Below are 18,686 nucleotides of genomic sequence, written 5' to 3'. Positions count from 1 at the left end.
GGGAGCGGGCCCAATCGATGCGTGCGGCCAAAAAAGGGCTCGAACACGCTCACCGTGCCGCGCGGCGAACTTTCCTTCCGGGGAGCCCCTCGACGACCTCGCCCAGGACGAACGCACCCCAGATGACGACGGGAATCACGAGCATGTTCGCCAGCAGGGTGGCCGCAAGGAAACCGGAGATTTCCGGAAGCATTCCTAAGTGCTGCAGCAACGCCAGGCCGTTCATGACGATGACGATGGCTATAAGCACTAGATAGCCGGCACGAATGCGTCTCATAACTGGCCTCCCAGGGTCGCTCAGCGAAACCCAACTCTAGAGTGGTCAGGCGACAGGAGATTGACCGAAGTCAACCAAGTTTAAGCCTAGGAACCAGAGACACCCTTATGGCTAATCATTGCGGCATCGATACCGGCTGATCCGCACCCTCGCCGTCGGGGCGATTGCAGATGATCGAGCGGAAACCCTGTGCCGCCAGTTCGGCAAGCTCGGATGGCTTGATCTGCGGCGCAACCGAGATCTGATCGGTTAGCTTCTTGATCATTCAGTCGGCGACCTTTCTCAGCGGTGCGGTGTCGTGCCCGTGGGCTACAGTTCGTTGATCGGTACCTTAAGGTGGCGCTTACCGCTCTCATCGGGCTCAGGCAGGTTGCCGCCGCGGATGTTGACCTGGATCGACGGGATGATGAGCTTCGGCAGCTCAAGGGTCTTGTCGCGCGCCTCGCGCATGCGCACGAACTCGTCCTCCGTCACGCCGTCGCGCACGTGAATGTTTTGCGCGCGCTCCTCGGCGGCGGTCGTCTCCCATTTCACCTCGCGACCACCCGGCGCGTAGTCGTGACACATGAACAACCGCATCTCCGGCGGCAGCTCGAGCACGCGCTTGATCGACCGATAGAGCACGCGCGCATCCCCACCCGGGAAGTCGGCGCGCGCCGTGCCGCCATCAGGCATGAACAACGTATCACCGACGAACGCGGCGTTGCCGATGACGTGTGTCATGCAGGCCGGCGTGTGCCCCGGGGTCAGCATAGCGAAAGCCGTCATGCTGCCGATCTGGTAGACGTCGCCGTCCTTGAACAGGTGATCGAACTGGCTGCCGTCGCGTTGGAACTCAGTCCCTTCGTTGAAGATCTTGCCGAACACCTCCTGCACCACCTTGATGTTTTCGCCGATGCCCAGCTTGCCCCCAAGCTTGCCCTGGATGTAGGGGGCAGCCGACAGGTGATCGGCATGCGCGTGCGTTTCAATCAGCCACTCGACCTTAAGACCTCGCTCTTGCACGAAGCGGATAATCTCGTCGGCCGACTGATAACTGATGCGGCCAGCCGCATAGTCGATGTCCATGACACTGTCGATAACGGCGCAAGCGTTCGAGTTCGGATCCTTGACGACGTAGCTCACCGTATTGGTCTGCTCGTCGAAGAACGGGGTGACCTCCGGCTTTACGCTGAGAGCGACGGAATGAGGAATTTTGGTCATCAGGTGCCTCCAGTGGAATTGCAGCGGCTTCTTCGCGCGAGATAGATCTGCGAGGCCGTTCTGGCGAGCATCGCGGCAACGAAACGAGGGTCGACACCAACCCTACGCAAGAGCGGCGATGGCATGCCGGGGCCAAAGGCTCAAGCTGCTGCCGAACGGGAGAGAGATTTCCATGGCGAGCTGGTAGCCAAAACCATTATCACGATAGCAGCAGCCATAGTCAGCGCCAGGCTTGCATCCCAGCTTCCGGTGACATCGTGGAAGTTGAGGAACTTTGCCATTTGATGAGACCGGATACGACAAGGCCAAGCCTGAACAGCAGGACGGCACACGTGACGATCAGGCCTAGTCCGCCTTGAGTGTCGTGAGATAGGCGACTATGGCCTCAATCTCCGCCGGCTCGAAGGTGAACTCGGGCATGTCCGGGTGTCCCGATATGATTCCCTCCGCCAGCGCCTCGGCAAGCTGCTCGGGTGGATAGCGGAGGACCACTTCGCGGAATGGCAGGGCCTCGTGGTGCGGGCTCTTGCCGCTTCCCTCGATCGCATGACAGCGGGCGCAGTTGGCCGCAAGGATAATCTTGCCGCTCGTGGCGGGGCCTGCTTCGCCCGCCAGCGCCGAGGCCGCACCGAATCCAACGATCGCGGCGACGGCGACTATCTCGCAGAGAGTCCTCATTGGGCAAACTTAAGCTGCTCACGGTGGCCGCAAGTTGACCCGGATCAACGGCACGCGCGGTGTCGGCAAGCATAGTCCGCAAAGCATAGGAGCGGATCATGTACGAGCATATTCTGATTGCAGTCGACGGCTCGGACGTCTCTGTCCGCGCCGAGGAGCAGGGATTTGCACTAGCGAAAGCGCTTGGCTCGCAAGTGACGCTCGCGCACGTGACCGAGCCGTGGCCAACGGCCGTGTCAGGAGAATGGGCCCTCGCGATGCCCCTCAAGGAGTACCAAGAGCTAGCTGCGGCAAATGCGGGAAGTGTTCTTAGTGCTGCCGCAGAGCGCGCACGCCGCTGCGGATTGACATGCAAGACAGTGCACATCCCCGATAGCTATGCCGCCGAAGGCATCATCGAGCACGCGAAGGCGACGCCATGCGATCTCATCGTGATGGGCTCGCATGGAAGACGCGGACTATCCAAACTCCTGCTAGGCAGCGAGGCTACCCGCGTGCTGACCGGTGCGTCGGTTCCAGTACTCATCTGCCGATGAAGGCCCGCTCGCAAATCGGATCTGGCAAACCAAACGCTGCTCTCCAGCGGTCGCGTTCTACTTCTTGGTTCGCAGGCTCATGATGTAGGCGACGACATTGTCCATGTCGTCCGGCGCGATGATGAGGTCCGGCATATTCGGATGCGAGGTCCTCAACCATACGACCAGCGCCCGAGGCGTCATGCCCGGGGTGTCGGCCACCTCTTGGAAGCTCGGCACCTGGGAGAGGCGCATCACGGTATCCTTCTCCACGGCGTGACAGGCGGAGCAAACCTTCTGCGCGTACTCGAGACCCGCTGCTACGTTGCCTAGCTCAACAGCCGCCGCGGGCACGCCGGGAGCCAGTAGCGTCATCGCCGTCAAAAGCCTGAGCAGGCACGCCATGCTGTTTCTCCGTGGACGCCGAAGCTTAACCCCTGCGGAACCCAGGCCTATGATTTAGATCAATGGCCACGTCCGCCTGGAGCACCACGTGATGCAAGCGATGCCGCTAGCCAATTCAGGTACCGCGGCGTCGATCCGGCCAGCGCCGGCTCGATTGTTCCGGTCTGGGACGCACTCGCTGCGACGGACGCCAATCGGAGTTGGTCGGCTGTCATCCAGAAACTGTCTCCTCGTAGATATCTTCCTCCTGCGCGTTGTGAATCCGCACGAGCGCCTCGATGGATCCGATGACCCGCTGGGCATCACGAACGAGGTACTTGTCGGCGTCCTCTGCCCGCAGGCCATGCGCGAGCCTAGCCAAGAGGCGCGCCTGATGAAGGATCTCGCGATGTGCCCGGCTCATGGCGGACAAACCGTGGCTGTTGGTGAGCAGCTTCGATAAGCGCGGGTAGAGTGTCGTTTCATCCTCACGCTCGTGCGTCACGACACTGTCTTCGACAATTGCGTGTGCGCTGAGGATAAGGTCGACGGCGCGCTGGCCGCTTGCATCGTCGAGCGCGTCCGAGATGGATCGCAGCTTGTCCAGTTCCTGCTCGAGCAACCGGTGCTCCTCGCTCAAGGCGCGTGCCATCTTGCTCGGCAGTCCTTCCCGGCGTCGGTGCCACCCCGGTGTGAGAGCCCGCAGCGCGTTGAGGATCACCGCGACATCGATGGCCTCCTGCGTCAGGGCACCCGCCACGGGCGTCAGCCAGCCGAAGGCGGCGAAGGCCATGGCGACACCGGAAAGCCCCATGCCGGCGACGATGCTTTGGATGGCGATGCGCCGCGCACGCCGGGAGATGATTACGGCCTCCGACACCCGATCGAGTCTGTCCACGACGATAACCACGTCGGCCGCTTCCGACGAGGCGCTGGCGCCGCGGGCGCCCAAAGCGACGCCCACGTCGGCTGCTGCAAGGGCCGGAGCATCGTTGATGCCATCGCCCACCATCAGCGTCGGGTGTAGCCGGCTCTCCATGACGACGGCATCGACCTTGTCGGAAGGGACGCGATCGGATAGCACCGCATCGATATTCAGCGCCGCAGCAATCGTCTCTGCCGCATCGGCGTGATCGCCAGTGACCATCACGATCCGGGAAATTCCGGCCGAGCGCAGCGATTGCACCGCGCGGGGGGTCTCTTTGCGTAGCTCGTCGGCAAGGAGCAACGCGCCAACGACGCGGCCGTCGACCGATACGAACACGCTGAGCGCCGATCGCCAGGAGGCGCGGCGCAGCGCACGCCCAGCCCATTCGTCCGGCTTGCGTGGCCCGAAGTTAAGCTGGTGTGAGCCGACGCGGACCATCCGCCCGTCGACTACGCCCTCGAGGCCGGAGCCCATAACCTCATGCACCTGCTCGGGCATCTGCAGAGATAGACCTTTGCCGGCGGCGGCCGTCACGATGGCGGCAGCCACGACATGCTGCGATGCCTGCTCCAGCGATCCCGCTAGGCGCAGTACCTCGCTGGCGTCTTCGTTGGGCGCAGTTTCGACGGCGATCAGGCGCGCTCCCCCTACCGTCAGGGTGCCTGTCTTGTCGAATAGAACGGTATGCGTTTGCGCCAAGGCATCGAGGGGCGCGCCGCCCTTGATGATGATGCCTCGACGTGCCGCCTGCGATACGCCGGCGATGAACGCGACCGGGGCAGCAAGTATGAGCGGGCATGGTGTGGCGACCACCAGAACGGCGAGGCCGCGAACTGGATCACCCGACAGCGCCCACGCCAGTCCGGCAATCACGATCGTCACCGGCAGCAGCAACAGCGCGTATCGATCCGCAAGCCGTATGAAGGGCGCCTTTGCGGTCTGCGCCGCGGTGACAAGCCGCACGATGCCCGCATAGGTGCTCTCGTCCGCCGTCGCCGTTGCCGTGATCTCGAAAGTATCGCCCGCGTTGAGTGTCCCACTGCGGGCGCTCTCGCCGGCTTGCCGGGCGATCGGGATCGGCTCGCCCGTGAGCGCCGCTTCGTCGACGACCGCCCGCGGAGACGCAATCAGCCCGTCGACGGGGATGATCTCGCCAGCGCGAATGAGGATCGCATCGCCGACCTTCACGTCGCCGATGTCGACGTCCATAATGGTCTCGTCTACGCGACGATGCGCCAATCGCGGTGCCCGATCGACGAGCGTCTTCAAGTTGCGTTCGGCGCGGCTGACCGCGTCGTCCTCGAGCACCGTCCCGCCCGTGTACATGATGGCGACGACGATGGCAGCCAGGGGCTGCTGGAGAAGAATGGCGGCTGCCATGGCCAGAAGGGCGATGGCGTCGACGCCCATACGTCCGGCCGCGAAGTCGCGAACGATGGAAAAGGCTAGAGCTATGACGACGGGAATCGTAGCCGCCGTCCACATCCACCCGGCCGTCGCGGGATAGCCTGCAAGAAATGCCGTGCCGCCAAATGCGAGGCCGAGCAGTGCGGCAACGGCGAGTGTGCGCCTGGCGAAGCGTTCGTTGATCATGACGCTCCTCGAAGCCGGCGACACAGTAGAGACGCGCCCTAAGGAGCGTCGGGCGGAGGACGCGACAGAATCTTGCGTCCGGTGAACATTGCCGACGTGATGCTGCCGCCCTCGTGAACCTCCGTCGCCACTACCGCGATCACGTGGAGCACGATCAGAGCGGCAAGCGCATAAAAGCCAAGCTCGTGCACTTCGACAAACGGACTGCGGAACGCGCGCATCGCGTCATAGGAGGTGTTGTCGATGAGGTGGGCTGCTCCCGGCACCACCAAGGATGGGTCGACACCCGGCGCGGCAACCCACGCCGCGAACCAATGCCCGAACGGGGGCCAATAGAGGTCGGTTCCTACGAGAACGAGGCCGGTCACTGCCTGGACGAGCAATAGCAAGAAGAGCAGCGCAACGGCAATGCGCGCAAGCGGGTTGTGACCCACATACTGCTGTGGCTCCCCGGTTAGGAACGAGTCCGTGTAGGCGCGTAAAGCGACAAAATAGCCCGGCCCGCCAGGCACAATGGCGCGCCACCTCGCGTATCGATTCCCCAGGAAGGCCCAGGCAAAGCGCCAGAACAGATTGAAGACCATGACGTACCCGAAGGATGCATGGACGCTCTTGAGAGTGAGCTTTCCAGATGCGGACAGCCCAAGGGCGTCATCGAAGAGAACGACGAGGCCCGTGCCGATAAGACCCACGACCGCCAACACATTGAGCCAATGGAACCAACGGGTCGGGGCATCCCATGCGGCGTATTCTTTGAACTCAGACATAGCCAGATCCTCCGTAACGTCATTCTTGCGTACGAGTGGCTGGCGACCCTTGATCTGCATCAGCACTAGGTCGGCCAGGCGGTAAATTCGGGCAGCGTGAGCCGCGCCTTGAGTCCGCCGAGCTCTGATTGGCCAAGCGTGATCTTGCCGCCGTAGAGCTGCACGAGATCTCGGACGATAGCCAAGCCGAGCCCAGAGCCGCTCGCTTGCTGGCCCCACTGCGCCGATACTCCGCCAAGTAACCCCAAGCGTTGTTTCCCTCAGCATCAAGCGGCGCGCCACCCCTGATGAGGTTCTCCTTTCGGGCGCACCGGACACGGAGGACAGCCAAGTCCAGGTCGCGGCCTCCGGCGTGATCTTGGATGGCGAGCGCGGCCTCATCGTAACCTGCGCGCATCAGATCACGGACGCCGATGCGATTAAGGTGACATTGTCCGACGGGCGCGAACTGACCGCCGAGCAGTTGGCTCGCGATATTGAGACGGACGTTGCAGTGCTGAAAGTTGCTGCTGACAACCTAGTGTCGATCAGGTTTGCTGACTCCAGCAAGGTTCACGTCGGTGATTTCGTCGTCTCCGTTGGCAACCCGTTCGGCATCGGCCAATCAATCTCATTTGGCGTCGTTAGCGCATTGCGCCGCTCGAACATGCCGATCGAGGGCTATGATAATCTCATTCAGACCGACGCATCGATGAACCCTGGCGATTCCGGCGGCGCTCTGGTCAACTTGAACGGCGAACTCGTCGGCCTTGACACCGCCATTGTCGGCCTCACTGGCAGCAACGTGGGCATCGGCTTCGCCATGCCCGGTAACATGGTGCGGCTGATCGCTGGCGAACTTATCGCCCACGGCGAGGTGCGCCGCGGACACTTGGGCGTTGCGCTGCGGGATCTTGACTCCGAAATTGCCTCCGTCGCTCGGGCTGGCGCCTCAGCAAAGTGGTGCGCTCATCACCATGGTCAGCGCAGGCTCGCCGGCGGACCGTGCCGGCATCGTGGCGGGGGATGTCATAACGACAGTCGATCGAGAAAGCGTCGGCACAATGCCCGAGGCGCGCACTAAGCTCGGCCTCCTGAAGCCCGGAGAGGTCGCCCATATCACCTTGTTGCGCAACGCCAAGGCCCTCACGATCCATGCGACGCTTGCTTCACCGGCGCCACAACCCCTCGAGGGCGGCGCGATCAGTCCCGAGCTGGCCGGAGCGGCGTTTGGCCCCGTGCAATATTTCGTGCCCGTGACCGGCGCCGAGGTGGTGTCGGTGGAGACGGACAGCAATGCCTGGGATACCGGCTTCCGCAAGGGCGATATCATACGCTCGCTTGACCAAGAACCGGTGACTTCACCGGAGCAGTTGCTTTCCATGATGAAGGTCGGTCGTCCGAACCTGCTGTTCAATATCGTGCGCAATGGGGAAGCCATATTCCTGGTCGTCCCAGTCGCCGCCACCCGGTAATCCATGAGTACGGATGATTGGCTGGACGATCCTGAACTATGCCGCACTGAAAACGCGTCGAGGGCCGAGTTTTCGAGAGTCCTTTTGGGACATTAAGCGGATCATCGCCGAGATGATCCCCTTATTCTCTGGTCGCGGGCAGACCCAGAGCACGCCGTCATGAGTGCCTGTCCGCCCCGACATCAGCCCGACCGGAAGACGCGGTTTGCATGAACGACTGGTGGCTTCAGGCAACCGCTAAAGGTTTGAATAGGCAGATATTTTCATATCATCGCGAACGTCTGGAACAGTCGCGAACTATTCAGTTGGCGGAGGGGGTGGGATTCGAACCCACGAGACGGTTGCCCGCCTACACGCGTTCCAGGCGTGCGCCTTCAACCACTCGGCCACCCCTCCGTCGCAGGCGGCGCAATATAGCTACCGATGACCGCCGCGCAACCGCCCTATCCAGGCATTTCAGGGCATCTCGCGGGCAGAATTGCTGTGCATCCTCCGTCAAGGCCGGGTTGTCGATGCACGGGTGAGATACTTATTTAACGACAACTGTGCTAATTTGGGACATGCCGATACCAGGAATTCGGCGGTGCTCACGTGCCTAATCGGTCGCTGTCGGGGCGGCGCGGCGGAGTGCCTGTTGTTGGTCAGAGCGGTGGAGGTTGTGTGGTGAGCTGGTTGAGGGGGAGCGCCCAGGTTCTGGCCGCAAGTTCCGTAGCTGTGTTGATGATCGGCGTGCCGGCCGTCGCGGGCAGCCCGTTCTCGGCGCTCGTTGGCACCTGGAGCGGCAAGGGCACCGCCCGACTCGAGGGCGGCAAGAGCGAGAAGCTCACCTGCAAGGGCTACTACTCGGGCTCCGGCGGTACTGAGCTCAAGCTCAACATCATCTGCGCCAACGCGTCGACCAAGGTCGAGCTTCGCTCGGTCCTGAAGTATGCCGGCGGCAAGGTCACCGGCACCTGGGAAGAGCGCAATTACAACCAGGCCGGCACCATCACCGGCAGCGCCGACGACCAGAAGATGAAGCTCACCATCGGCGGTGGCGGCCTCAAGGGCTCGCTGTCCGTGTCCATCGGCGGGGAAACGCAGTCGGTCTCCCTGTCCACGGAGGGCTCGGCGCTCAAGGGCGTCAACATCAACTTCGCGCGCAACGGCTAAGTCAGCCGCGCGCCAAGCGGTGCGCATGTGCCACAGGCTTCTGCCGAGTGGCGGCCTTGGGCCGGTGCGCGCCGCAATCGTGCTACGTTTTCGCAGCAAGATTCGCTGCCGTTCGAGCGCCTTAGGCCGGAGATCACGATGAAGCGCCTCGCCCATTCCGCCCCTCTCGCCATCGCAGCCGTTGCCATGGCCGCTCTGATCCTCCCCGCTACCGCCGGTCCCCGCGCGGTCAGCAAGATCCTCGGCACCGTCACGGCCTACAGCCATGACGGCAACGGGTCGATCCGCGCCCCCTATCGCAACACCAACGTCGGCTACCAGGTGCGCCTACCGCACGGCACGTGGGTCTACTGCAAGACCAGCTGCTCGGAGACGCTGCGCGTCAACACCATCGACGTGTGGGCGAAGGTCGACAACGCCAACCCGGTGGGCGTCGGCACCCTGCAGCAGGAATGCGGCATCGCCGGCTGCCTGCACTGGGAGTGGGGCTTCTAAGCCGCGCTCACGGTACCGCTGGTATTTGCATCATCCCGGTCCTGCGCCGGGATGATTTGTTTTTGGGCTAGGGTCAGGACCCACCTTAATCAGCCGGCCGGTGGCTTGTTGACCGCCAATTGCGCCTCGAAGGCACGCTTGTAGGCGGGCCGCGCCTCGCCGCGGGCCACATAGGCGGAGAGGTTCGGATATTCGTCCAGCAACCCCGACGCTTTCAGCCGGAGCAGCACCGACACCATCATCAGGTCGCCCGCGCTGAACGGACCATCGAGCCAGTCGGCATCGCCAAGGCGAGCCGAAAGTTGTGTCAGCCGGTCGCGGACGCGATCCTTGACGAGAGGCATGCGTTGCGCGGACCAGGACTTGTCGCTCTCCAGAAACCTGGCGCTTCCGAGTTCAAGGATCGGCGGCTCCACCGTGCTGAGCGCGGCGAACATCCAGGTGATCGCGCGCGCCCGGGCATTCGCATCGTCTGGCAGCAGACCCGCATGGCGCTGCGCGATATGGAACACGATCGCCCCCGTCTCGAACAGCGCGAGATCGCCTTCCTCAAAGGTCGGAATCTGCCCGAAAGGATGCAGCGCCAGATGCGCGGGTTCCTTCATCGCCGTGAACGAAACAAGACGAACCTCGTAGGGTTGGCCCACTTCCTCCAGCGCCCAGCGAACGCGCGTATCACGCGCCAGTCCCTGGCCGCCATCGGGTGACCGTTCAAAGGCGGTGATGGTGATGGTCATTGTATCATCCCAAACGCGCGCTTGATGTCTCGTAACATCTGCGTGCGAGCCCGCATATTTCACGCCATGTTGAGGCAAGAAACCAAGTCACGCGACACGAGGGGAATAGTCATGGGCAAACTTGTCTTCGGGATGAACATCTCCCTCGACGGCTATGTCGACGGCCTCTCCGGCAATTTCGAAATGGGGCCGCCCGGTCCCAAGCTGTTTAGGTACTGGATCGAGAATGTACGTGGCATTGCCGCCACCGTGTATGGCCGGCGCATGTACGAGGTCATGCGTTACTGGGACGACGACCACCCGGAATGGGATGAGCCGCGCCGTGAGTTTGGAATGGTTTGGCGTGAACTCCCTAAGTGGGTCGTTTCTCGCACGCTCCAGTCCGTCGGCCCGAACGCTACGCTCATCGCCGGCGATATCGAGACGCAAGTTCGCGAGCTTAAGGCTCGCACGGAAGGGACGATCAGTGTCGCTGGCCCGGAACTCGCAGGCCTTATGACCAAGTTCGGCCTGATCGATCAATACCACCTACTCCTTCGTCCCTTTGTCCTCGGCCAGGGTAAGCCGTTTTTCCACGGGGCTCGCCCGCCCCTTCGGCTGGTATCGAGCGAGTTGGTGGACGACGAGACGGTTCATCTGGCCTACGAACCCGCCTGAACGCGATCGGGCTGGGCCTGCCGCCGCTTGCTACCAAAAAAATGGTTTCCCCTGCGGGCCGCGCTTCTGCTTATAGGCGGGTTGCCGCTTCTGACTGGGCTGGTCCCAGAAATTGAAGATGCCGGGCTGCCACTGATTGCCGCTTGCCGGGTACATTCCCCACGGATCGAGTGGAGGCGTGGGCTTGCGCGTCTTGAAGCCGCCCTGCGGCTGATTGCTCAGCACCGCCACGAACTCGGTACGATAATTGGTCTCTTTGCTCAGCGGCTCGTCGGAGACGATGATCGAGGACCTCGGCAGCGCGGTCGGAGCGATGCGATCGAGCACCTCTTTCGGAATGGTGACCCGGTCGAGCGCGTTCTTGGCTTCGTCGCCGTGGTCGATCGTGGTCGCGCTCCAACGCAATCCACCGTCGCCGGGCGCCATCGCCGTGAAGATATGCGTGCCGATCGGCCGCTCGGGGTCGCGGATGGTGACCGGCACCTCGATGCTGAAATCGAAGACCTCGCCGCCATCCGACCACGGCTTTTGCGTGTTCCGCCGCACGTAGAGTTTCTGCGTCGCGCGGCTGATGTAGATCGAAACCGGAACGAGCGCGAGCTTTGCTTCGTCCGCCGCCTTTGCCGTCTCCGTCTTGCGGGTTACGGCCGCCTTGGCAGCCTCGGCGGCCTTCACCGCGGCATCGGCCTTCGCTGCCGCGTCGGCCTTGGCGGCCTCGAATTTGGGGCCTACCTCAGCGACCCTGGCAGCGGCCTTGAGCCGCCGTTCCTCAGCCTTGGCCACGTTCGACTGTGCGGAGGCGATTGCCTTTTCGGCGGCAGCGAGATCGGCCTCGGCAGAGGCTTTCTGCCGCTCCGCTTTGGCGGCCGCCTTGGCGGCATCGGCCGGCTTGGCATCGGCCGCAATCTCGACCGCGCCCGTCGCACCTGCGCTTCCGACCTTGTCAGCCGCCTTGAGCTTTTGCTCGTGCGCCTTGGCCTCGCCGTTCTTCGCGGAGGCGATCGCCTTCTCGGCGTCCGCGAGATCCTCGTCGGCCGAGGAGTTCGCCCTCTCCAGCTTGCGCAGCGCCGCCTTTGCCGCCCCGTCCTCGCGCGCCGCCAGCTTGGCCGCCTTCTTCGTCTCGTCGATCGCCTTGGCCGCATCGGCGGCTTCGCGCGCGAGCGTCTCGGCACGCTGCGGCGCAGCTGCGATGGCGTCCGCGTTCGGAACCAGGAGCGACGCATGCGTAAAATCGGCGGGCGGCGCGTCTTCCGGCGATATGATCACCCGCATGCCTATGCGCGTCTTGTCGAACAGCTCCGACGCAAATCCGAACGGCAACCGCACGCAGCCGTGCGAAGCAGCATACCCCGGCAGCGGACCGCCATGCATGGCGATGCCGTTCCACGTCAGGCGCTGCATGTGCGGCATGTGGGCGTCGTCATAGAGATTGGAGCGGTGGTCGATGTTCTTCTGCAGAATGGCAAACACGCCGGCCGGCGTTTCGCGTCCCTTGACGCCCGTCGACACCGGCGCCTTCAGGATCCAGCCGTCGGCGTCGTAGAACGTGACGTTCTGCGACTTGATCGACACGACCGCCATGATCGGCTCGCCGGCATCGCGCGGCGCCGCCTCGAAGGCGGCCCCCTCTCTCGCTGCGGCGGTCGTTGCCGTCATTGCCGAGATCGCCGCAACCGCCACGATGACCGGAAGGCCCAACTGCCGAACCACTGATTTTTTCATTGAGAATCGATCTGCCCGTGCCAATGCCATGCCCCCTGACCGTTGATGCCAGTCCGGGCTCGCCCCAATCAAGGGACAAATCGCGCCATCAGCATGGCGGGCGGGCGGGAGCCTCCGATGTGCCCCCGGGGCCACTCGTTTTTAACCAAGGGGCGGCCTAAAGGCTGGCCGCCTGCCGCACGTGCGTGGACATGCCACGGGATGCGCACGTCCGCTACGACACCCATTGCTGAATTTCGGGTGTGCTTCCATTCTGGGTCGCGGAATTGGAAGGCACAGCAGTAGGGACGCGCTCCATGAAGTACATCGCGCTGATTGCCGTGATCGCCATCATACTCCTTCAATTTAGCGGCGCGGTTCCGCAGTCGAGCGTCGGCGGCCCAATGACCCTCGCGCTTGTTTTCTTCGCCGCCGTGCTGGCCGTTGCGATCCACGAGGCATGGTCGAACAAGCGGGGTGTGCTCGGCTGGATCGTCAACATCGCCGTCTCGTTCGTCGGCGCCTTCGTGGCCGCCGAACTCGGCAACCTGATTTTTGAACCGATACTCCTGCTCTTCCCTGTGAAAGGGACGCTCGCGGCTTCGGGACATCCCCTGCTTTACGTTTTGTTGGCCGGCATGACGCTCCTCTCGGTGCTGGGGTCGTGGATCGCGTTGCAGATCGTCAACCGGTGGCGATGATTTTTTGATCGTGGGCGACCCTAGGCCGCGTCGCCCACAATGAACGGGTTGGTGCGCCGCTCCTGGCCGATGGTGCTCGTCGGCCCGTGCCCGCAAATGAATGCGAACTCGTCGGGCAGCGCCATCACCTTGGTGCGGATCGACTTCATCAGCGCCTCGTGATTGCCCATCGGCAGATCGGTGCGTCCGATCGATCCCTGGAAGAGCACGTCGCCCATCAGCGCGAAACGCTGCGGACGGTTGACCAGCACCACCGAACCCGGCGAATGCCCGGGGCAGTGGAGCACGTCGAACGTGTGTCCGGCGACTGTGACCGTGTCGCCGTCGGCAAGCCAGCGGTCGGGCGACACGGTGCGCGCCGGGATGCCGTAGGCGTCGCCCTGCTTGTCGAGATTGTCGAGTAGCGGCCGCTCGTGCTCGTGCGGGCCTTCGATGGGGATACCGCCGAGCCGCTCGCGCAGCTCCGCCGCGCCACCGGCGTGATCGATATGGCCGTGCGTCAGCAGGATCTTCTCCGGCTTCATGCCGACCTCGGCGATGGCCGCCTCGATGGCGTCGAGATCGCCGCCCGGGTCGACGACGGCGCCCGTCTTCGTCTCCGGGTCCCACAGCAGCGTGCAGTTCTGCTGGAAGGGCGTCACCGGGACGATGGCCGCCTTGAGGCCTTTCGCGGGGGATTTCTCTGTATTCGCCATGTCGCGGGTCTATCCTCGCGCAGTTAATGTCGTGTTCTGGCGCCTTTGAGTAGCGGAGTTGGCGCCGGCTAGCCAGGGCCCCATAATCCAGGCGACGATTCGTGAGGGGGCACCCGATATGCTCGTGCGCGCTGCGAAGGTCCTGCTCGTGCTGCTGGTCGGGCTGTTCTCGCTGCTCGTCGGCGGCGACAACATCGTCGACTACGGCACCAACTACGCCTTCGTGCAGCATGTCATGTCGATGGACACGGTATTCCCCAACTCGACGCTGACCTGGCGCGCCATCACCAGTCCGGCACTGCATCACGCGGCGTATGCCGCGATCATTGCGGCAGAGCTCCTGACCGGCATCCTTTGCGTGCTCGGCGCCTGGCGCTTGTGGCAGGTGCGCGCCCTCCCCGCGCCGGCGTTCAACGCGGCGAAGGACGTCGCCGTCGCCGGTCTCGTCCTCGGCTTCGCGCTGTGGTTCTTCGGCTTCATGGTCGTCGGCGGCGAATGGTTCCAGATGTGGCAGTCGCAAACCTGGAACGGGCAGGAGGCCGCCTTCCGCTTCATCGGCTGCATCGGGCTTGTGCTCCTATTCCTCGCGCAGAAGGACGACGAGCTTGCCTGAGCGCCACTCATCTTCGGAGCGATCGGGCGCGGTCGTCGCCGTAGGACATGCCGGATCGGTATTGCTGCTCGAGGTCGCCTCGGGGCGCATCTTGTGGGAGCGGGCGCTCACCGACCTGCCCGCCGGCTCGCCGTGCGAGGGCCAGCCGGTCGCCGTGCGCCTCGTCGCCGACACGGTTGTCGCCGCCTGCATGGGTCACGTGTTCGCCCTCACACTTGAGGACGGATCGCTCATCTGGCAGATCAATCGCCGCGGTCGCGGCGCCGGCGAGACGACCCTCGCCACCGAGCGGGACTAGAGTGATGATCGAGAAATTCGCCGGCTGTTGCCGCGTAGTCGAGAGCGAACCATGCGTCTGCTGATCGCCGGCTGGCAAGGCCAGGTCGCCCGCGCGCTCGTCGAGGCGGCGCCGGGGTGCCCTGACGTGACGGCCTGCGCCGTCGGCCGCGCGGCGCTCGACATCTGCGAAGCCAAATCGATCGAGCGGGCCCTCGCCGGAATTTCTCCGACCGTCGTGATCAACTCGGCCGCCTACACCGCCGTCGACAAGGCCGAGACCGACGTCGAGCGCGCCTTTGCCCTCAATCGCGACGGCGCGCGCCTGCTTGCCGAGGCCGCCGCCAAGCGCGGCATCCCGATGATCCATATCTCGTCCGACTACGTGTTCGACGGGCGCAAGTACGATCCTTATGTCGAGGAGGATGCGACGTCGCCCACGACCGTCTTCGGCCGCTCGAAGCTCGAAGGCGAAGAGGCGGTGCGCGCCGCCAACCCCAGGCACATCATCCTGCGCACCTCCTGGGTGTTCAGCCCGGGCGGCCGCAACTTCGTGAAGACGATGCTGGCGCAGGCTTCCGAGAGTGCGCGCGTGCGCGTCGTCGACGATCAGCGCGGCAGCCCGACCTACGCCCCGCATCTCGTCACGGTCATCCTCGAACTCGCGCGGCGACTGTCGAAGCCCAATGCGGTCGCGCCGTGGGGCATCTACCACGCCGCCAACTCCGGCACGACGACGTGGCGGGGCTTCGCCGAGGAGGTGTTCAAGCGGTCGGCGGCGCTCGGCGGCCCGGTGGCCGAGGTCGACCCGATCTCCAGCAAGGACTACCCGACGCCCGCAGCGCGCCCCGCCAACTCGCAGCTCGACTGCTCCAAGCTCGAGCGGACCTTCCGCATGCGCATGCCCTCCTGGCAGGACGGCGTCGCCGACTGCGTCCTGCGCATATTGCGGGGATAATCGGACCCCCACCGGGCGATTGCCCGGCAACAGGCCGCAAAACCGCGAAAATCCGGCCCTGCCGGCACGGGCGCACAATCGTCAGACGACAAATTTTGCCATTTTTCCGTCAGAGCTTTGATTCAGTCCGAGCTATGGCGATACTGCATGACTGTGGTCGAGGCTGACCCCCGGGGGGCTCGAGTGATTTCAGCACGCCAGATTGCCGTCGCGTCAGCATCGCTGCTGAGCGCCATCGCATTTATTCCATCCGCCGCACACGCGCAGGAGAAAGCCGCAGCCGGCGCTTGCGCCGACGCCGGGCTCGCCATGCTCGCCTCGCCGCTCACACCGTGGAAGGGCGCACCGCTGCGCGTCGTCATGACGAGCGAGGACGCGCACGACGGTGAGCTGACGCTGACCGCCCCCGACGGCAAGGTCGCCGTCACCGCGAAAGACAAGCGCGGCGGGCCACCTTATTTCTGGTACGCGGAAGTTCCCGCCCCCGCCGTCGGCAAGTGGGAGGCAAAGCTCGTGCGGGCCGGCGCCTCGCCCGAATGCGCCACCGTCATCCGCGCCATCGAGGTGCGACGCGCCCCCGGCGCGGCGCCGAGCTCGTCGAAGGCGAGCGTCTGGCCGGTGCGCGACACCTGGAACCGCGGCACCGAGAACCTCTACTCCGCCTGGATCGAGAAGCTGTTCGACGCGCCCGTCGAGGAGCAGCTGTCGTGGAAGGCGCTGCACGAGGTGCTGCGCGACAAGCAGCGCAACGCGCTGTTCAATCATCTGAGCGCCCGCGAGGACGAGAAGGGCCTCGTCATCCAGCCCGACTGCGCCGACCTTCCCTATTTCCTGCGCGCCTACTTCGCCTTCAAGATGGGACTGCCGTTCGGCTACGCGAAGTGCAATCGCGGCGGCGGCGGCAAGGCCCCGCAATGCCCGGCGTGGTGGAACATCCAGAAAGAGGAGCCGCCGCCGGCACCGCCCATGCAAAGCGTCGGCGGCGGACCGCCCGACGGATTCTTCGGCATCTTCGGCGGCCCGCCTCCTGCGGCGGCGCGCCAGGTCGTCAGAGTGCAGCAACGTCCGCCGGGCCTGGTGCCGGGCTTCGGGTTCTACCTGCGCAACACGGTCGCCAACGGCGTGCACTCGGGCTCGGGCCGCACCGCCAACGACGACGACGACACCGACTACTATCCCGTCTCCCTGAAGCAGGAGACGCTGCGGCCCGGCACCATCTACGCCGATCCCTACGGCCACATCCTGGTGCTGGTGAAGCGCCTGCCGCAGTCGGGCGCCAACGCCGGCGTGCTGCTCGCCGTCGACGGACAGCCGGACGGCACCGTCGCCCGCAAGCGGTTCTGGCGCGGCAACTTCCTGTTCGCGCAGGATCCCGCCCTCGGCGGCCCGGGCTTCAAGCGCTTCCGTCCCGTCGTCGCGACGAAGGGCGGGCTGCGCCGCGCGAGCAACGAGGAGATCGCCAAGAACCCCGAATATGCCGACTTCTCGCTCGACCAGTCGAAGCTCGACATCGAAGCCTTCTACGACCGCATGGACGACGTGCTGTCGCCCGCCCCGCTCGATCCGATGGCGGCGATGAAGGAGGCGATCGTCTCGCTCGACGAGCAGGTGCGCACGCGCGTCACCTCGGTCGAGAACGGGCGCAAGTACCAGACCGGCGGCGGCGGCGAGGTCGCCATGCCGGACGGCGCCTCGATCTTCGAGACCACCGGCGCCTGGGAGGACTTCGCCACGCCCTCGCGCGACCTGCGCCTGCTCATCGCCATCGACGTCGTGCGCGGCTACCCGGAGCGCGTCGCGCGCCGGCCCGAACGCTACGCCATGCCGAAGGACAAGAGCGCCGCCGACGTCAAGGTCGAGCTCGACCGCACGCTCGCCAGCGAGCTCGCGGCGCGCAAAGTCACCTACACGCGCACCGACGGCACGCCGTGGGAGTTGACGCTCAAGGACGTCGTCGACCGCACCGCCGCGCTCGAGATGGCCTACAACGTCAACGACTGCGTGGAGCTGAGGTGGGGCGCGGCCGACAACAGCGAGGAGGCGGCGACGTGCAAGCGCCGCGCGTCCGGCTCGCAGCGCACCAAGATGTCGGAGTACCGCGCCTGGTTCAACGAGCGCCGGCGTCCGCCGCGCGGCTAGGTGCTGAAACGAAACTAGCCGCCGCGGGATGCGCGGCGGCCAGCTCGGAAAACTCGGATCTTCGCGTACGCCTGCTTTTATTCGCAGGGCACCGTTAGCGTCAGGCCGACCGTCGGGAAGAACTTCTTGCAGCCGACGTTGCTGACCTTCTCCTCGTCCTTCGCGGGCACTGGGCTGGCCTCAGCCGTCTTGCTGCCGGCCGGCTTGTCCGTCGATGCGCCCGAAATGGTCGAATGCTCGGTCTGCGGCCCGCTCTTGGCGGGTGTCGTGGTCGTCGCCTCGGCCTGCTTATTGTCGGACCCGCCTGCCGCGGCGAATGTCGAATTCTCGGTCTCGGCGGGCGTAGCCTTCGCCGTATCCACCTTCTTGGCCGGCTCAGACTTCTCGGCGCTCTCGGACTTGCTCGGCTTGTCGGTCTTCTCGGCGCGCTCGATGTGCTTCTTCGCCTTCGAGCCGCCGTCATCGGATTTGGTCACGCGGCTCTTGCGCGCGCGCCGCTCTTCCACCGCCTCGTACGCACGCGAGCGCGCATGGCTGGGCGGGCTCGAGGTCGTGTGGTTGCGCACGACCTCCGGCACGTACTCGCACGAGATGCAGGCTACCGCCGGGGCGGACAGGCTCATCGCCGCAGCGGATGCAGCGGCAATGGCGAGAAACGTCCTGGTCATCAATGCCTCCAAGGATCGAAAATTCGATCTCATACCTGGTGTCACCGAAGGTCATGCGGCTGTTCCCTAGGGAACAGCGCACAATTATCGCCGGG

Annotated in this window: 23 protein-coding genes and 1 tRNA gene; 11 read left to right on the top strand and 13 right to left on the bottom strand. The window is 64.5% G+C overall.

Annotation, left to right across the window (positions count from 1 at the left end; translation table 11 throughout):
* Positions 1 to 49: 49 nt before the first annotated feature.
* From GIW81_RS15610 to GIW81_RS15595, 4 genes are all read right to left on the bottom strand, one after another.
* Complete coding sequence (locus tag GIW81_RS15610) at positions 50 to 277, bottom strand: hypothetical protein (protein ID WP_154740272.1); 228 nt, start codon at positions 275 to 277, stop codon at positions 50 to 52.
* A 115-nt stretch (positions 278 to 392) separates the two neighbouring features.
* Positions 393 to 542 (bottom strand): beta-lactamase hydrolase domain-containing protein, encoded by a 150-nt coding sequence (locus GIW81_RS15605; RefSeq protein WP_154740271.1) that lies wholly within the window; start codon positions 540 to 542, stop codon positions 393 to 395.
* A gap of 44 nt (positions 543 to 586) precedes the next feature.
* Positions 587 to 1,480 (bottom strand): MBL fold metallo-hydrolase, encoded by an 894-nt coding sequence (locus tag GIW81_RS15600; protein WP_154740270.1) that lies wholly within the window; start codon positions 1,478 to 1,480, stop codon positions 587 to 589.
* Between the two features lie 345 nt (positions 1,481 to 1,825).
* Entirely contained in the window at positions 1,826 to 2,158 is a 333-nt protein-coding gene (locus GIW81_RS15595) for a c-type cytochrome (protein ID WP_154740269.1), read from the bottom strand.
* A 98-nt stretch (positions 2,159 to 2,256) separates the two neighbouring features.
* On the opposite strand from GIW81_RS15595, the gene GIW81_RS15590 reads away from it, so the two are divergent.
* Complete coding sequence (locus GIW81_RS15590; RefSeq protein ID WP_154740268.1) at positions 2,257 to 2,694, top strand: universal stress protein; 438 nt, start codon at positions 2,257 to 2,259, stop codon at positions 2,692 to 2,694.
* A gap of 57 nt (positions 2,695 to 2,751) precedes the next feature.
* Here GIW81_RS15590 and GIW81_RS15585 read toward each other — a convergent pair whose 3' ends face one another.
* From GIW81_RS15585 to GIW81_RS15570, 4 genes are all read right to left on the bottom strand, one after another.
* A complete protein-coding gene (locus GIW81_RS15585; RefSeq protein WP_154740267.1) occupies positions 2,752 to 3,078 on the bottom strand; it encodes a c-type cytochrome in 327 nt (108 codons plus the stop codon).
* Positions 3,079 to 3,289: 211 nt separating this feature from the next.
* Positions 3,290 to 5,578 carry a heavy metal translocating P-type ATPase gene (locus tag GIW81_RS15580; protein ID WP_154740266.1) on the bottom strand — a complete coding sequence of 763 codons (2,289 nt, stop codon included), beginning with the start codon at positions 5,576 to 5,578 and terminating at the stop codon, positions 3,290 to 3,292.
* A 38-nt stretch (positions 5,579 to 5,616) separates the two neighbouring features.
* A complete protein-coding gene (locus tag GIW81_RS15575; RefSeq protein WP_229309433.1) occupies positions 5,617 to 6,405 on the bottom strand; it encodes a cytochrome b/b6 domain-containing protein in 789 nt (262 codons plus the stop codon).
* Between the two features lie 5 nt (positions 6,406 to 6,410).
* The gene (locus GIW81_RS15570) at positions 6,411 to 6,593 is read right to left on the bottom strand and encodes an ATP-binding protein (RefSeq protein WP_154740265.1); all 183 of its coding nucleotides are present in this window, start codon (positions 6,591 to 6,593) and stop codon (positions 6,411 to 6,413) included.
* Here GIW81_RS15570 and GIW81_RS15565 point away from each other — a divergent pair.
* Both GIW81_RS15565 and GIW81_RS15560 read left to right on the top strand, forming a co-directional pair.
* Positions 6,572 to 7,408 carry a S1C family serine protease gene (locus GIW81_RS15565; RefSeq protein ID WP_324615108.1) on the top strand — a complete coding sequence of 279 codons (837 nt, stop codon included), beginning with the start codon at positions 6,572 to 6,574 and terminating at the stop codon, positions 7,406 to 7,408. The genes GIW81_RS15570 and GIW81_RS15565 overlap by 22 nt on opposite strands.
* The gene (locus GIW81_RS15560) at positions 7,302 to 7,799 is read left to right on the top strand and encodes a PDZ domain-containing protein (protein ID WP_154740263.1); all 498 of its coding nucleotides are present in this window, start codon (positions 7,302 to 7,304) and stop codon (positions 7,797 to 7,799) included. The genes GIW81_RS15565 and GIW81_RS15560 overlap by 107 nt, the downstream gene beginning before the upstream one ends.
* 306 nt (positions 7,800 to 8,105) lie before the next feature.
* Here the strand turns inward: GIW81_RS15560 and GIW81_RS15555 are convergent.
* Positions 8,106 to 8,195 (bottom strand) — tRNA-Ser (locus tag GIW81_RS15555).
* Positions 8,196 to 8,462: 267 nt separating this feature from the next.
* Here GIW81_RS15555 and GIW81_RS15550 point away from each other — a divergent pair.
* Together GIW81_RS15550 and GIW81_RS15545 are read left to right on the top strand one after the other, a co-directional pair.
* Positions 8,463 to 8,951: a hypothetical protein gene (locus GIW81_RS15550; RefSeq protein ID WP_324615064.1), complete on the top strand. Its 489-nt coding sequence runs from the start codon at positions 8,463 to 8,465 to the stop codon at positions 8,949 to 8,951.
* A gap of 138 nt (positions 8,952 to 9,089) precedes the next feature.
* Positions 9,090 to 9,446 (top strand): hypothetical protein, encoded by a 357-nt coding sequence (locus GIW81_RS15545; RefSeq protein WP_154740262.1) that lies wholly within the window; start codon positions 9,090 to 9,092, stop codon positions 9,444 to 9,446.
* An 89-nt stretch (positions 9,447 to 9,535) separates the two neighbouring features.
* Here the strand turns inward: GIW81_RS15545 and GIW81_RS15540 are convergent, their stop codons facing one another.
* Positions 9,536 to 10,183, bottom strand: a complete 648-nt coding sequence (locus GIW81_RS15540) for a glutathione S-transferase family protein (protein WP_154740261.1) — start codon at positions 10,181 to 10,183, stop codon at positions 9,536 to 9,538.
* 111 nt (positions 10,184 to 10,294) lie between these two features.
* Here GIW81_RS15540 and GIW81_RS15535 point away from each other — a divergent pair, with 111 nt between their 5' ends.
* Positions 10,295 to 10,840 (top strand): dihydrofolate reductase family protein, encoded by a 546-nt coding sequence (locus GIW81_RS15535; RefSeq protein ID WP_154740260.1) that lies wholly within the window; start codon positions 10,295 to 10,297, stop codon positions 10,838 to 10,840.
* 30 nt (positions 10,841 to 10,870) lie between these two features.
* Here GIW81_RS15535 and GIW81_RS15530 read toward each other — a convergent pair whose 3' ends face one another.
* Positions 10,871 to 12,562: a L,D-transpeptidase gene (locus GIW81_RS15530; RefSeq protein ID WP_154740259.1), complete on the bottom strand. Its 1,692-nt coding sequence runs from the start codon at positions 12,560 to 12,562 to the stop codon at positions 10,871 to 10,873.
* Positions 12,563 to 12,858: 296 nt separating this feature from the next.
* Here GIW81_RS15530 and GIW81_RS15525 point away from each other — a divergent pair, with 296 nt between their 5' ends.
* Positions 12,859 to 13,242 (top strand): hypothetical protein, encoded by a 384-nt coding sequence (locus tag GIW81_RS15525; protein WP_154740258.1) that lies wholly within the window; start codon positions 12,859 to 12,861, stop codon positions 13,240 to 13,242.
* Between the two features lie 20 nt (positions 13,243 to 13,262).
* On the opposite strand, the gene GIW81_RS15520 is transcribed toward GIW81_RS15525, so the two are convergent.
* Entirely contained in the window at positions 13,263 to 13,937 is a 675-nt protein-coding gene (locus GIW81_RS15520) for an MBL fold metallo-hydrolase (protein WP_154740257.1), read from the bottom strand.
* Positions 13,938 to 14,055: 118 nt separating this feature from the next.
* On the opposite strand from GIW81_RS15520, the gene GIW81_RS15515 reads away from it, so the two are divergent.
* From GIW81_RS15515 to GIW81_RS15500, 4 genes are all read left to right on the top strand, one after another.
* Positions 14,056 to 14,550: a DUF2165 family protein gene (locus tag GIW81_RS15515; protein WP_154740256.1), complete on the top strand. Its 495-nt coding sequence runs from the start codon at positions 14,056 to 14,058 to the stop codon at positions 14,548 to 14,550.
* Positions 14,543 to 14,848, top strand: a complete 306-nt coding sequence (locus tag GIW81_RS15510; RefSeq protein ID WP_195930596.1) for an outer membrane protein assembly factor BamB family protein — start codon at positions 14,543 to 14,545, stop codon at positions 14,846 to 14,848. The genes GIW81_RS15515 and GIW81_RS15510 overlap by 8 nt, the downstream gene beginning before the upstream one ends.
* Before the next feature lie 51 nt (positions 14,849 to 14,899).
* Positions 14,900 to 15,784 carry a dTDP-4-dehydrorhamnose reductase gene (rfbD, locus tag GIW81_RS15505; protein WP_154740254.1) on the top strand — a complete coding sequence of 295 codons (885 nt, stop codon included), beginning with the start codon at positions 14,900 to 14,902 and terminating at the stop codon, positions 15,782 to 15,784.
* Between the two features lie 183 nt (positions 15,785 to 15,967).
* On the top strand, positions 15,968 to 17,923 hold the full coding sequence (locus GIW81_RS15500) for a hypothetical protein (protein ID WP_407658199.1): 1,956 nt from the start codon (positions 15,968 to 15,970) through the stop codon (positions 17,921 to 17,923).
* A 77-nt stretch (positions 17,924 to 18,000) separates the two neighbouring features.
* Here the strand turns inward: GIW81_RS15500 and GIW81_RS15495 are convergent, their stop codons facing one another.
* A complete protein-coding gene (locus GIW81_RS15495) occupies positions 18,001 to 18,591 on the bottom strand; it encodes a hypothetical protein (RefSeq protein WP_154740252.1) in 591 nt (196 codons plus the stop codon).
* Between the last annotated feature and the right edge of the window lie 95 nt (positions 18,592 to 18,686).

The sequence above is a fragment of the Hyphomicrobium album genome (assembly GCF_009708035.1).
GTDB classification, from domain to species: Bacteria; Pseudomonadota; Alphaproteobacteria; order Rhizobiales; family Hyphomicrobiaceae; genus Hyphomicrobium_A; species Hyphomicrobium_A album.
The sequence above is the reverse complement of the archived record's forward strand: the minus strand, read 5'-3'. Positions and strand labels throughout refer to the sequence as shown.